This is a genomic window from Corynebacterium curieae (genome assembly GCF_027570035.1).
In the GTDB taxonomy this organism is placed as follows: domain Bacteria; phylum Actinomycetota; class Actinomycetes; order Mycobacteriales; family Mycobacteriaceae; genus Corynebacterium; species Corynebacterium curieae.
Window position 1 is genome coordinate 244,135 of record NZ_JAKMUU010000003.1, and the last position, 14,150, is coordinate 258,284.

Below are 14,150 nucleotides of genomic sequence, written 5' to 3' on the forward strand. Positions count from 1 at the left end.
CTTTGACGCTAGACCGAGGAAACGACGGCCGAAAGCCTCCCAGCAACCTTGCGGGCCTGTTCCTTGTCGGCCGCCTCCACCATGACGCGGAATACCTCCTCAGTGCCGGAGGGTCGCAACAGCACGCGGCCGGTCTCACCTAATTCTTCTTCGGCCTGGGCGATAGCCTCCTGGACTTCAGTGGCGTCCATGATGACACCCTTATCAGAGACCGGTACGTTAATGAGCACCTGCGGCAGCACAGTCATCACGGATGCCAATTCCTTAAGGGACTTCCCAGACTTGGCCATGCGCGCCATGATGGACAGGCCTGTTAGAGTGCCGTCGCCAGTGGTGCAATCATCTGGCAACACCACGTGACCGGACTGCTCTCCGCCCAAGGAGAAATCTCCGCGGTTGAGCTCTTCCAACACGTAGCGGTCACCCACCGCAGTATGGCGTACCTCGATGCCCTGTTCCTGCATGGCCAGCTTCAGCCCCAGGTTAGACATGACGGTAGCAACCAAGGTGTTATAGCGCAGGTCATTATCGTCCTTCATGCCCACGGCTAGCAGCGCCATAATCTGATCGCCGTCAATAACATTGCCCTCGGCATCCACGGCTAAGCAGCGGTCGGCGTCACCATCGTGGGCCAGGCCCAAATCGGCGCCATGCTCGACGACGGCCGCCTGTGCCTTTTCAATGTGCGTAGAACCGCAATCTTCATTGATATTGAAGGCATTTGGCTGATTGTGGATGGCAATGACCTCGGCACCGGCCGCCTCGTAGGCGATGGGGGCTACCTTGGAGGCCGCACCATTAGCGGTATCCACCACGGCCTTGATGCCACTCAGATCCGTAGAGACCACTTCCTTCAAGTGGTTAAGGTAGCGCTCGCGACCATCTGGAGCCTCCGAAATGATGCGCCCCAGCTTGGTGCCGGTCGGACCATCCTCAGTGAGGTTTTCCATGGTGGCCTGAATCTGATCCTCAACCTCGTCCGGCAACTTCTTGCCGCCAGCGGAGAAGAACTTGATGCCGTTATCCGGCATCGGATTGTGGGAGGCGGAAATCATCACGCCGAGATCCGCACCGTAATCATCCGTCAGGTACGCGATCGCCGGGGTAGGCAGCACGCCAACGCGGACCACATCCACTCCACGGGAGGCCAAACCGGAGGCAATGGCCGCATCCAGCATCTCGCCGGAAACGCGCGGGTCACGGCCGATAATTGCCAGCGGCTGGCGCTCATAAGATTCCCGCTTAGCGGTAAACACTTCCGCAGCAGCCTGGCCTAGCCGCAGGGCCAGAATCGGGGTCAGCTTCTTGTTCGCGAGGCCGCGAACGCCATCGGTTCCAAAAAGTCGAGTCATGCAGTCAATTATGCACCGTACGCCCCGCCCCTTGCATGTTGGGGCGGTTTAGGCGGAGACAAGCTTCTAGTTTATCAATGCGTTGAGCAAAATTCCTTCCGTCTTCGCTTCCATAACTAGCTTGCGATGCAGCGGTGGATAGGTTCGAACGCTGAATTTTCCCGAATAGGACCGAGCCCCAACGGCTTTGGAATGGCTTTCCTTGAAGATTGCATATCTTCTACTACTTCCGCCACTAACTTCAGAAGTTCCTGTTCTGCGCAGCTACGTCGACGTCCAACCACGATAATGAAGGAAACTCATCAATCGTCGCCACGAGCTCATTGCACTCTCCGGACCGGAAGAGTTGATAGGTGTATTTGCTGACGCCCATGCTTTAATTTCTTCCTTGCTCGGTCTGTAGTTTTGTATCGCTTTAAGAAGTTCCGAAAAGGCTATGTTTGCTGGGCTTCTTTTCGTTTTAGCCAAGATTTATTCAACACTGCTACCCACGATTAATCAGTACTGCTTTGCAGGGGTGTCAATCTCCTCTGCAAAGCTCAAAACGACAAAAGCCGCCGCTCCCAACAGGAAGCAGCGGCTTTGCGTAGCGCTTGCGCGCGCAGTAAAAGCGAGATTAACGCTTGGAGTACTGCGGTGCGCGACGTGCCTTGTGCAGACCAGCCTTCTTACGCTCAACTGCACGAGCATCACGGGTGAGCAGACCAGCCTTCTTCAGGGCGGTGCGGTCAGCCGGGTTGTAGATGTTCAGTGCACGAGCGATAGCCAGACGCAGGGCACCAGCCTGACCGGTTGGGCCGCCGCCGTTAACGGTGACCTTGAGGTCGAACTGGTTCTCGCGCTCCAGCAGGGTCAGCGGAGTGAGGATATCCTGCTGGTGCAGCTTGTTCGGGAAGTACTCGCCGAACTCGCGACCGTTAACCACGATCTGGCCGGAGCCAGCAACGAGGCGAACACGAGCGACGGCGCGCTTACGGCGACCGACGGTCTGGATCGGGCCCTCGTGTACCGGAGCGGCAGCCTCGACCTCTTCGGTCTCGGCCGGTGCGATGGAATCACCGATGGTGTTGGTGAACTCTTCGGTAGCGGCGCTTGCTGCAGCGATGTCAGCAGCGTCGGCTACGTTGTTGTCGATGTTCTGCTCAGACATTACTGTGCCACCTGCTTAAACTCGAAGGTTTCCGGCTTCTGACCGGCGTACGGGTGCTCTTCGCCTGCAAAGACGTGCAGCTTCTTGATGGAAGCGCGGGAGAGCTTGTTGTGCGGCATCATGCCGGCAACGGATTCTTCGATAACGCGAACCGGGTTGGCGTCCAAAGACTGACCCAGGGTCATGGACTTCAGGCCGCCCGGGTAACCGGAGTGACGGTAGCGCATCTCGCGGCCGCGCTTTACGGAAGAAACGTGGATCTTGTCAGCGTTGATGATGATGACGTGGTCACCAGTGTCAACGTTCGGTGCGAACTGTGGCTTGTGCTTGCCGCGCAGCAGGTCTGCAACGGTGGAAGCGAGCTTGCCCAGCACCACATCAGTAGCGTCGATGACGTACCACTTGCGGGTGATGTCACCGCTCTTTGGGTGGAAAGTAGACAATTTGACTCCTTGAAAGTCTGTCTCGGAACTGCCGGCCAGCGCTAAGCATCCATTCCCTCCCGTACAGCGGCCGGTGGAGACCTGCAGGGAGCTCTTCGCCAGCTGCTTGCCGACGAGCGAACACATAGGTCTTCTACCCTACTTGCTCACCTGCCCAAAGACCAAAACGCCGAAACCGGCACCTTCCGCAGCTCAAATGGAAGGTGCCGGCTCGTGGGTGTGGACTAGAAGAAGTACGACTTGAAAACTAGGAAAAGATAACAAAGCGTGTACACGCTCTACTCTCAGCCGCGGCTGCGGCCGCGTCCGCCCCCTGCCAACCGGATATGGCATGTGGCACCGCAGTCCCGACCGAGAATGGATGGGAATGGACTCGCAGTGGTGAGGCTTAGCCCCAGCTGGCAGCGGCGCGGCGGTTGACGTCGCTCATCGCGTCATTGCCTTGGGAAACGGTCTTGGAGATGGTGGCGAGCACGGTATTGAGCTCCTGGGATGCCTGATCCCACTTGGCCTGTGCCTGGTTGTATGCCACGGCAGACTCGCCTTCCCAGGTGCTCACCATCGGCTGCAGACGAGCTTTCAGGTCTGCCAAGGTGCTGTTAATCCGACCGGAGGTGGCGTTGATATCAGCAGCGGCGGAAGAAATGGCTCCGAATTCGTACTTGATCTCGGACATGTGGTGGTGGATTCCCTTCTGTGAATCTATAGCCTTTCGGCTGTGGAACGGTGCAATATACGGTGTGGTCTAGAGGGCGAGGCCGCCGCCAACGTTGGAAAAGGCCTGGGTGTTTTCTGCTTCCACGTTGTCGAAGTTGTGGGCATTGCTGCGGATATTGTCAGAGATAGAGGCCAATGCCTCGCGCAACTGCTGTGCAGAGGTGTTATAGCGCTGCATCAGGTCATCAAAGGAGACCTGCGCCTGGCCAGCCCAACTGCCGCGCACGGAATCGACAACGCCCTGCAGGCGGGTGAGCTCGCCTTGGACTTCATCATTGGTGTTATCGACCTTGCCGGCGGTGGAGATCATGACATCGGCTTGAGTCTTAAAAGTCTGAGACATAAGAGTGCGCCCCTCCTTAGGGCGGGTGAGATAGTGAGTGTTTCCCCCGAAAAAGCAACTGCGTTTCACAGCTGTGCTTTCTCACCTTTATTGGACTGAGCTTTCGGCCAAACGGTTCCCGGCTTAAGCAAAATTTTTAAGACTATTTTTTGACTAGACTTTCAGTAGCCATGCGGCAGGCTGCTTTTTGTACAGCGTTGGAATTGTGGCGAGTGTGGCAGCCCACGGACATTTGGTGTCCGCGGTCCTCCCAGGTAGTCCACTCCACCAATGAGCCGTCCCCGGGATCTTCGGTATAGCTCAGGCGGCCAGCCTTTTCGGTGGCCTCGCGAAGGTCTGGGTCTTCGTCCACTTGCGCGTGGATTTCTTCAAAAAGGGCGTCAGCTGGGACGTTAAACATTTCATCCGCCGCTAAAAGGATGCGCAGGTTGGGGTCCTCACCGGTGGCAGTAACTAGGCCATCTTCGACCTTGGTGTGGAATCCGCTAGGTACAACCACGGACATTCCCTCGACGTCGAGGTGCTTCTCCCCTGGGTTTAATTCTTCGCCGCCAGGTTTCAGTGCACTTGGCGCTTCAGATTGTGGCGAAGCAGGCGCGGACTCTGGAGTGCTATCGCGTCCGGGATCAGCCGCACGTGGTTGGGGGCGCGAGGAGTCTGGAGCGGCATCATCGTCGCTTGATGCTTGGGCACCGATAGCCCACCAGGAAGCCCCAGCTACAGCAATGATGACCACTGCAATGGCCACGTGGAAGATATCGATAGCTCCGAGCCAACCGCGCAGACGATCAGACCAACTAGGCGCTATTGGCTCTTCGGACACGGGTGCTTCCATCACCGTGGTGGGCGGGGCCGTGTCAGCGGACTGGGCAGTTGGATCTGGCGAGGGAGCTGCTGCGTGTCGTGCAGCCAACGGGGAGATAGCCGGTCCTGGGTCGACAAGGCGTACCCCAGTTACCTCCAATTGCCGGCAGATGATGGTTGTGGCTTCTTGCGCGATATCGGTGCCAAAAGAATCTGCAACCACGCAGGCTTCTACTTCCGGCCAGGACGGCCCAGCCATCTTGGATATCTGGTCCATGACCTGACCTAAGGCCCAGCCTTCTACGATGCCGGTGCCTGGCAGATCATAGCGGTAGACCGTTTCGGGGCCTTCAAAGATAGTGGCCGCGTCCAGGATAGTAACCGTAATCGGTTCTGCGCTGGTTACACCTCCTTTGGAAGTAGGGGTCTCGCTGTGCGGATCGGCGCTCAGGTGGGTGGTCATTTACTTCTCTCCTTCTATATACACCGCTTGGGCAATGCCAAGGTTTTCGCCGCGGATGCTCCACTGGCCGCGGCCGGGTGGTTGATGGCTGGGTTTTAAGCCAAAGATGGTGCCTTCGTCCCGGTCGGCGTCGAAAAGCAGCAACGCTGGCTGAAGATCACGCACGGCGGAGAAGAACTGGCCAAAGAGTGCTCGCCCGATTCCACCGGATTTGCGGGCGATGACTAGATGCAGACCAATGTCGCGGGCGTGAGGGAGCAGCTCCAGGAGAGGCGATAAGGCGATATCGCTCAGCAAATCAGCATCATCAATGACCAGGTAAATATCTGGGCCCTCCCACCAATCCCGCGCGGCAAGCTGCGCTGGCGTAATGTCCGGACCTGGAAGACGGGATTCCAGGGTGCGGACGGTATCTAGGATGGTCTTCTGGGCGCTGGACTGTGTTGCGGCGTAGGCGGCAACCATGTCTTCGTCCAAGGTTCCCAAGTGGGCGCGGCGCTGATCGATGACCACTAGGCGCGCGTCTTTGCGCGCGAAGCCACTAATCCCGCGCATGATCTGCGCCAGGAAGGTGGATTTGCCACACCCCTGCGCCCCGATTGCCACGAGGTGCGGCTCGCGAGACGGACTCCACGTCAGCGTATCGAGGTCACGCCCACCAATACCCCAGGCAATCTCTCCAGCGGGTGTCTCTCCTTGGGCTGCAAGTGCGGCTGGGGTGAGCACTGCGGGCAGCATCTTCAAGCTCGGAACTGGGTCGGCCGCAGCATGGACGCGACAAATATGGGCGATGTCTTGGTTAGAGGTGCGGGCCAAGAGCATGTTCTCCCCCGCCAAAGTGAGCCCGCGCCCTGGCGCGCTGGGGAGTTTTTGCTGCAGCTTGCGGTCAATGAGGGAATCCAGGGCCTCGCCTAAGCGCAATTCGAGGCGGTTGGCAATGAGATCGCGGATAGCGGGGCGCATCGTGGTCCACCGCGAGGTGGCAATGACTACATGCACATGGGCGGAGGCGCCATCGGCAACGATCTCGGTGACCTTCTCCGAAAGATCTTCAAACTCTGCGTTCGAGGTTCCTATATGGTGCCAACCATCGATAATGAGGAAGGTTGCACGTTGTTCTGGGCGGCGTATAAACCCTGCTACCTCGTCCACGATGCGGCGCACCTTCTCGCCTTCCTCGCGTCCGGCTACGCCCGATACATGGGGCAAACGGTCCAAGGACGCTAACTGTCCGCCGCCAAGATCGATGACGTAGAAGCGCGCCTCCTGAGGACTATGCCGCAGTGCCAGTGCGGAGACGATGGTGCGCAGCGCGCTCGATTTGCCGGACTGCGGGCCACCGCACAGGGCCATATGCCCGCCGTGCTGGGTGAAATCAATAATCAGTTCATCCTGGCGTTGGTAGTACGGCCTATCGATAATGCCGATGGGCGCGAGCAACTGCCCTTGGTCTGCTGCAGTCGAGGGCGCACCCGCGTCATGTGCGCCAGAAAGTCCCGGCAACGCGGATAGTTCAATGACCGGCGGTAGCGGCGGCAACCAGATGCGGTGGGCCGACTGCCCGCGCAACTGGGCTTCTTGTGCGGCAGCACGCACGACCTCAGAAAGCACCGTGGTGGATTCATCGAGAACTACCTCCGAGCTGGCATCTTCTTCCTCTTGCGACCAGCCATGAAAGAGCTGCACACGGCGACTGGGCAAAGCACTGTGGCCGTCTAAAGAAGTGCTGGCTAGCGCCCGGCGCGGCACAGGGCCAGAAACATATGAGGCTTGGAAGCGGGTAAGGGCTTCGGCATCGGACTTGAGGTAGCCCGCGCCGGGTTGGCCGGGCAAGTGGTAGGCATCGGTCACGCCTAGCACTTGGCGGGATTCCGCCGAGGAGAAGGTTTTCAGACCGATTCGGTAAGACAAGTGGGAATCCAGCCCCCGCAATCGGCCTTCCTCTAGCCTTTGGGAGGCTAAAAGCAAGTGCACGTGGAGACTGCGCCCCAAGCGGCCGACGGCAACGAAAAGTTCCGCAAAGTCTGGGTGCTGGCCCAAAAGCTCCGAGAACTCATCGACGACGATAACTAAGGCTGGCAGTGGCCCGTGCTCGTCCACTGCGGTGGCGGTGGCATTATATTCGCCAACGTTGGCAAAATTCCCGGCGGTGCGCAGGAGCTCTTGTCGGCGGTTCATTTCGCCGGAAATGGCATCATACATGCGCTCTACCAGCGTAGATTCCTCCTCTAGGTTGGTAATCACCGCGGAGGTATGCGGCAGGCGATCACAGCCTAAGAAGGTCGCACCGCCTTTGAAATCTACCAATACGAGGTTGAGCTCGTCTGGGCTATGAGTGGCGGAAAGCGCGGTCACTAGGGTGCGCAGCAACTCAGATTTACCAGAACCTGGGTTATAGGTACGATACAGTAACCCCGTCTACGGGCAGTGGACGAAATACTGCGCGTGGTAGACATACTGATTGATGTAGGGCTTAGGGGCTTACTTTTAACCCTGGGATAGGAAAACCGAAAATTTAAAATATTTTATGTACCGAAGTTTCTAAATTTTCCTGATTTGGTATGGAGAGCCGAAACCCAAGCCCTCAAAGCCTCCCCGATACACTCGAGGCTTCCGACATCGACAGGTGCAGCGTGCTACCAAGATTGATATTGTGACCCGACCCCCACACACAAACAACTTGACACGCTCCGAACAAGCAAGCATTGATAGATGCAGGTCTGCACTACATTTTGTCGGTGAAACCCCACCGTGCCTGAGGTGATTGAAACCTGGCGGCGGGAAATCCCTGGTGAAGCCTACGCCCACGGCCAGATCTGGACACAAGCCTCGGCAAGCGATGCGCGCAAACACACAACCCCGAATACGGTGACCCACTTCCAGTACTCCTATGATCGGGCCAGACGCGGCCTGCGCGGAATCAAAGAGCAAGTCGCAAAAGCCAAACGCGCTGTTGACGGCGAAATCGCCATTAAGCGCAACCGCTATTTCGATCTTTCCACCCCGAACAAGAAGGTCAACTACGCTCTCGCTGCCAAACACCGAGCCCTAGCCGGAATTAAAGGCTATGAAACCGACCTGACCGCTCTTCCCGCCTAGGAGGTTATCGGGCATTACCGCAGGCTATTCCACATTGAAAATGTCGTATCGGATGTCGAAATCAGACCTGAAAGCACGCCCAATCTATGCGAGGAAACAAAACTCGATCACAGCACATCTCAATATTGTGATGGCAGCACTAGCCGTGACCCACCTGATGGAGACCCGCAGTGGTCACTTCATCAAACGCCTCGTGAGAACACTCAAGAAATACCGCAGCTTTCAACTCGTCGTTGGCGGCGAAACCATTCACGCCGCCGTACCATTCCCGCCCGACCTCACTGCCACCATCCAAGTAATCACCGGCCGCGAACTTCCGCACAAAATTGGCCTAAGTCAGGTTAGAAGGGAATCAGCACACCGTCTCGTGGGATTCGTGCTCTGGGTGCTCAATCTGGATGGTGGAGTGCTCGATACCGTGTTCGCGCAGGGCCTGCTGGGCGGCATCCAACAGCGGGCCGGTGCCGACGGTGCCGTCGCGCACGATATGCACGGTCGTGAGCACGTTCACGCCGTCCAGGCTCCACAGGTGCAGGTCGTGGATGTCAGCAACGCCCTCGACCTGCCGCAGCGCGGGCTCGATCGCACTGGCGTCGAAGTCCGCCGGGACTTGCTCGAGCAGCACGCTCGCCGAAAGCCGCATGAGCTGCCAGGCGCGCGGCAGCACCATCGCCGCGATCGCTAGGGAGGCGATCACGTCCGCCGCCACAAACCCCGTGGTCAGTACCACGATGCCGGCCACGATTACTGCGACCGAGCCGAGCATATCCACTAACACGTGCAAGAACGCGCCCTCCACGTTGATCGAGGATTTGCGGTGCCGGTGCAGAACCCACGCCGATAGCGCATTCGCCACCAGGCCGATCACCGCGATGATCAGCATCGTTTTTCCCTGCACTTCGGCCGGGCTCTGCAGGCGGCGCACCGCCTCGACGACAATCCACACCGAGATCGCCAGCACCATCACTGCGTTCGCCAGTGCAGCAAGCACCTCCACTCGTCGGTAGCCGTACGTGGCCTGAGCCGATGCTTGTCGGCGCCCAACCAACACCGCTAACACCGCGATGATCAACCCCGCAGCGTCGGAAAGCATGTGCATCGCATCCGCCATCAGCGCCATCGAACCCGCCAACCAGCCGCCGATCAGCTCCGCGAAGAAGACGGTGCCGGTAACGCCTAGCGCAATCAAGAGTGCGCGCAGCGGCGTGCTGGAGTGATCGTGGTCGTGGTGCTCGTGTGCCATGCACTCAGCCTATCCCCGTCGACGCTTATTGACAATTAAATGAAAATGGATGGCGGTAAGCGCAGCCACTGAGGCCAAGTCGGCCTGATTTAGGTCATTGTGCAGTTGTCCTTTGAATGTGTAGAGAAGCTGAAACATGAACAACCAAAAAGTAGGGTTAAGTAGCAGAATGTGTGTCCGTTCGGCGTGTTGCGGGGCGGGTACACGGTTAGTTACTTCATGGGGTCTTTTCTGATTCCTATCGAGTGTTCGTACTCGGTTGGGATAGCGTTGTCGTAGAAGGCTGGTCGGCCTGTTTCTTGGTCGGCTTTGTTGTGGTTTTCTTCGGCAAGATCGTTGACTTTGGCGAGTTGATCTTGGTCATAATTGCACTGCCTGGCGGTATTTAGCGGATCGTCAGGCAGTTGCTTTTTGGTGTGGAGGTACCACTCGAGCATTTTTCGTTGGCGTTCCCCAGACCTGCCTCGGTGCGCATCGGCGATGCGTTTGAGCCTGGCGTTGATTCCGCCTTCAAGACTGTTTGTCGTTGAAGCCCCGCGTTTAGGATCAGGCACATTCGGTGGTGGCTTAAGGTAGGTAAACAGCCAATTGTTGCGCGAGAGGTGCAGCAGTGAGTTGTAGGCTTTGCGTACCCGCAGATGAGTCCATTCCCACTGGTTATTGAGAGTTCGGCGCTCTTTGGCCACGGAGGTTTTCTCGTTGAGGAATGTTTTGAATACCTGACCGAAGCCGTGCAGACGCAGCGTCCACCCCCGTGTCTGATCGAGCGTGGTGACACGGGTTAGTTTCAACGCCAGTGCGTAGATGGTTTTGCCGGCGTCGGTGCGCGGCCGTGAGGTGGTGTAGCGGCGGATGACCCGTTGCGCATGGACGAGACAACGCTGAATCATCGCGTTTGGCCCGCAGGCTTTAATCGCGGTGAGTGCGCCTTGTCCGACGTCGATGACGACGCAGAGCGGCTCGGCGATTTTGCGAAGAAGCTGCGTGTATGCGTGGACAGTTTCGTGTTTGGTCCAGTGCCAAGCAATGACGTGGTGGCGTCGATGAAGATCTGCTCGTAGACGCGCTGCGGGGCACCGTCGTTGGGGACGTCGATGAGCCAAAACGGTTCAATCGGCGATCAAGTGTCCAACGACTCACCCTTTGTTGCCCGGCGAGTTCAGACAACGTCACTGTGGAGGTGACATAGGAGATGAAGGCTTTAAAGTCGCAGGCCTGAGTGAGATCGGTGCGGGTTCGTGTCGTGGAGCTGCCGCAGTTCGGGTCTTTGCACCGCCACCTGGTTGTGCCTTTGGATGTGGTTCCGTTTTTCTTCATTTGCCCAGCACATACTGGGCATCGTGGTCTGTTTTTACTCACCCGGAAAGCACACCAGAGAGTGTCTGATGGTTTGTGTGTGGGTACCTAACCTGCATGAGGAGATGGACCAGAATGACTACTGTGGCGAGACGAGATCCGGCTGATAAGGCCAAGATTGATGCGATTGAAAAGAAGCTTCTTGCTAACCCTGACATCGCTAAACTGATTGATGACCTAGGCACGTCCACAACGGATGCCAACGACCTAGTTCGCGGCATGTTACAAGCCTCGATTACCAGAGGCCTCAACGCTGAAATGGATGCCCACCTTGGCTACGAGTCTGGCGACAGGAGCGGCAAAGCTGCTGCTGGGACAGACAATCACCGCAACGGGTCGTATCCAAAGACCGTGGATTCTAACTACGGGCCAGTCACCGTTGATGTGCCAAGAGATCGGGCTGGAACATTCTTGCCGACTATGGTCCCTAAAGGTTCTAGGCGCTTGACTGATGTCGATGACATGATCGTCAGCTTGTACGCCGGTGGGATGACAATTAGGGACATCCAGCACCATATGGCAACGGCGATGCGTGTTGATATTTCCCATGAGACGATTTCTGCGGTTACTGACGCCGTCCTCGATGAGGTCATGGTCTGGCAAAACCGCCAGCTAGACGAGTTCTACCCAGTTATTTTCCTGGACGCGCTGCGCATTAAAGTCCGCGACGGCGGTCGAGTGGTCAACAAGTCCGCGTACATGGCAATCGGTGTGGATCTCGACGGTATCAAACACATTTTAGGATTGTGGATTGCCAAAGAAGAAGGCGCTTCATTTTGGGCGCAAGTATGCGCCAATCTTTCCAACCGTGGGGTCAAGGACGTCTTTATCGTCTGCTGTGACGGGCTTAAAGGCCTGCCAGAAGCAGTTGAGGCAACCTGGCCGAACTCTATGGTGCAAACCTATATCGTGCACCTGATTCGTGCCTCTAACCGGTGGGTAGCCTACGGCGATCGTCGGGGTGTATCAGCGGCGTTGAAAAAGATTTACACCGCCGCAGACGAGTCCACAGCTCAGGCTGCCTTAGACGAATTTGAAGCCTCTGAATTGGGAGAAAAGTATCCACGCTCAGTCAAGGTCTGGCGTGATGCTTGGCAGCGTTTCGTACCGTTTCTGCAGTTCCCACCGGCAGCGAGAAAGGTAATCTATACGACGAACTCCATTGAGTCGTTTAACAATGAACTGCGTAAAGCTACCCGCAACAGGGTGCAGTTCACCAACGATGAATCAGCGATAAAGACGCTGTGGTTGATGATCTGCAACATCGAAGACAAACGAGCCGCAAAGAGGGCAAAGCAAGGCAAACGAGTCTCAGCGACAGCCGGCAGACTCATGGAAGGAGCCCGAGTTTCCGGCTGGAAACAAGCCATCAACCAAATGGCCGTGGCCTACCCCGACAGCTTCGACAAATACCTATAAACCTAACCCCACACACAAACAACTTGACACCCTCCTCAAGAACAACATTGCCAAAGAATAATGAGGACAGTCGTTTTTCTTCCATGAGCCTAATTCTATAGAAATAATATTCTGCAGTTTGTTTCTCTAACTCTCACTCGATTCAGAACTTGTCTCTATCCATTGTCTTGCCTGGGGAAAAAGAAGAAACATAATAGCTACCACCGCAGGAAGAATTAAACCACTATAGTCTTCCGAAAGCACAGCAACGCCTGCATAAATAAACGATAATACTTCACCCGAGACCAGAAAACACTGCACCAATTGGTTATTACTTTCCGCTGCCCGTCGCACCAATGCACAGGCCGTGCGGGCCCATGCCGCCGTGCGCGGATTCTTTTAGGTCCACCGTGACGGGTTGACCTACCGTATCGATGCCAATGGGCACCATGAGGCGTGCCGATCCTTCCCGGCCCTGCCACATTCCGCTCGCAGCCAGTTCTTCTACGTCGCGGTAGCCTAAAAGCCCCATGAGGTCGGTACCGCGGCGGCCGGAGGTGCTATCGGGGCGTCGGAAAGCGGCCATGCTGCGCGCGAGCAGCGTAGAGGAAGGCGTGCTCATGCCATCCGGGGCGCCAAGCTCTTCTACGCCGGCGGCGGTAGCTACCTGCAGCTTTTGTCCCGCTACGAGGCACAATCCTTCGTGCTCCGCGCGCACTCCCAGGGCAGAAGACGGCGCGCCGCCGACCTCGATGATGGTGGTATAGGAATCATCGTGAAAGAAATCCTCAGTACCGGTGGTCAATACGCCATCGACCACAAGAATGCGAAAGCGCGCCTTTTCCGGCTCGCGAGCATGCGGTAGCCACTTCAGCCACTCCCACTGGCCGCCGGTGGCTTCGATGCCGCAGGTCTCTGGACCATGGGCTAGGGCTAACTGCAGCACCATCGCGCGCACCATATCGCGCGCGGGATCCTCAGACTCGCTATCGCGCGCGCATGCCTTGCCGGAAACGGACAGGAAGCGAAACGCCTGTAGCTGAATGACCACTGGCATATCGGGCACGGTGCCCACCGCCTTGATGGTCTGGCGCATGCTTACGGCGCAGACCGGATCCAGATCCTCAGTCGCGCCAGAATCCGGCACATTGATGGGCGTGCACAAGGTGGTGGGACCAGTTCCCACACGAACCTCGAGGGCATCCGGATCATCGGGTCCACGCTCCCACATGCGGCGCGAGCCGACCATCACGCTCAGCTCCCCCGGCGCGGGGTGGCGATAGGTCTCATGCGCGCGCTGCGCGGCCGCATTCCGCAGCGCCTTTTCCCGCAGAGCTTTGATGTGGCGCAGGTAGGTGCGCCGAGTCTCATCCGGATCTTGTCCGCCGTTATTGGGCCCAAACATCATGGCCATGCTCGCTAGCATCATCAGCGGAAACATCAAGGCCATCGGGCTAATCTGGCGTGAACTCCCCGCACCCAGCACCATAAGGGCCACCATGCCGAGCATCGCCGCAATCATCACCACCGGAAGAAGCAACCGTACCAGCGGCACCGGTTGCGGGCGCACCGCCTCTGGAACCTCTTCGGCCTCGATGCTGCCGGTGGGCAGCGGCGGTGCTGTATCCCGCAACGGCATGGTCAACGGCTCGATCACGCGGGTCTCCCCGATCCCAAGCATGCCTTAAAACCTCCCCCGAGCCACGCGCCAAACGCCCTTGGCCCCCTGCCAAGATTCCCCGCGCTGCGGTGGACACGTCGCCACTAGTAAGCCACAATATG

The 14,150-nt window shown here is 57.6% G+C and carries 8 protein-coding genes and 5 pseudogenes; 2 read left to right on the top strand and 11 right to left on the bottom strand.

What is annotated here, in order from left to right; all coding sequences use genetic code 11:
• Positions 1–8 precede the first annotated feature (8 nt).
• The 8 genes and pseudogenes from glmM to eccCb all read right to left on the bottom strand — a co-directional run.
• Positions 9–1,352, bottom strand: a complete 1,344-nt coding sequence (gene glmM / locus L8V01_RS07115; RefSeq protein WP_269946418.1) for a phosphoglucosamine mutase — start codon at positions 1,350–1,352, stop codon at positions 9–11.
• A 66-nt stretch (positions 1,353–1,418) separates the two neighbouring features.
• A pseudogene (locus tag L8V01_RS07120) lies at positions 1,419–1,725 on the bottom strand (toxin-antitoxin system HicB family antitoxin).
• A gap of 243 nt (positions 1,726–1,968) precedes the next feature.
• Positions 1,969–2,502 (bottom strand): 30S ribosomal protein S9, encoded by a 534-nt coding sequence (rpsI, locus tag L8V01_RS07125; protein WP_204610198.1) that lies wholly within the window; start codon positions 2,500–2,502, stop codon positions 1,969–1,971.
• Positions 2,502–2,945, bottom strand: coding sequence for a 50S ribosomal protein L13 (gene rplM, locus L8V01_RS07130; RefSeq protein ID WP_238800742.1), 444 nt, complete (start codon positions 2,943–2,945; stop codon positions 2,502–2,504). The genes rpsI and rplM overlap by 1 nt, the downstream gene beginning before the upstream one ends.
• A 388-nt stretch (positions 2,946–3,333) precedes the next feature.
• Positions 3,334–3,621, bottom strand: coding sequence for a WXG100 family type VII secretion target (locus tag L8V01_RS07135; protein WP_269946419.1), 288 nt, complete (start codon positions 3,619–3,621; stop codon positions 3,334–3,336).
• Between the two features lie 69 nt (positions 3,622–3,690).
• Positions 3,691–4,005, bottom strand: coding sequence for a WXG100 family type VII secretion target (locus L8V01_RS07140; protein ID WP_259885573.1), 315 nt, complete (start codon positions 4,003–4,005; stop codon positions 3,691–3,693).
• A 142-nt stretch (positions 4,006–4,147) separates the two neighbouring features.
• Positions 4,148–5,272 carry a type VII secretion-associated protein gene (locus tag L8V01_RS07145; protein ID WP_269946420.1) on the bottom strand — a complete coding sequence of 375 codons (1,125 nt, stop codon included), beginning with the start codon at positions 5,270–5,272 and terminating at the stop codon, positions 4,148–4,150.
• Positions 5,273–7,660: pseudogene (gene eccCb / locus L8V01_RS07150) on the bottom strand (type VII secretion protein EccCb); the annotation flags it as partial.
• 299 nt (positions 7,661–7,959) lie between these two features.
• Between eccCb and L8V01_RS11980 the strand changes: the two are divergent.
• A pseudogene (locus L8V01_RS11980) lies at positions 7,960–8,693 on the top strand (IS1634 family transposase); the annotation flags it as partial.
• Between the two features lie 30 nt (positions 8,694–8,723).
• Here the strand turns inward: L8V01_RS11980 and L8V01_RS07165 are convergent.
• Positions 8,724–9,614 (bottom strand): cation diffusion facilitator family transporter, encoded by an 891-nt coding sequence (locus L8V01_RS07165; protein WP_269946421.1) that lies wholly within the window; start codon positions 9,612–9,614, stop codon positions 8,724–8,726.
• A 212-nt stretch (positions 9,615–9,826) separates the two neighbouring features.
• Positions 9,827–10,973: pseudogene (locus L8V01_RS07170) on the bottom strand (IS1249 family transposase).
• Between the two features lie 72 nt (positions 10,974–11,045).
• On the opposite strand from L8V01_RS07170, the gene L8V01_RS07175 reads away from it, so the two are divergent.
• Entirely contained in the window at positions 11,046–12,389 is a 1,344-nt protein-coding gene (locus L8V01_RS07175) for an IS256 family transposase (protein WP_269946422.1), read from the top strand.
• A gap of 313 nt (positions 12,390–12,702) precedes the next feature.
• On the opposite strand, the pseudogene L8V01_RS07180 reads toward L8V01_RS07175, so the two are convergent.
• A pseudogene (locus tag L8V01_RS07180) lies at positions 12,703–14,049 on the bottom strand (type VII secretion protein EccC); the annotation flags it as partial.
• Positions 14,050–14,150 lie beyond the last annotated feature (101 nt).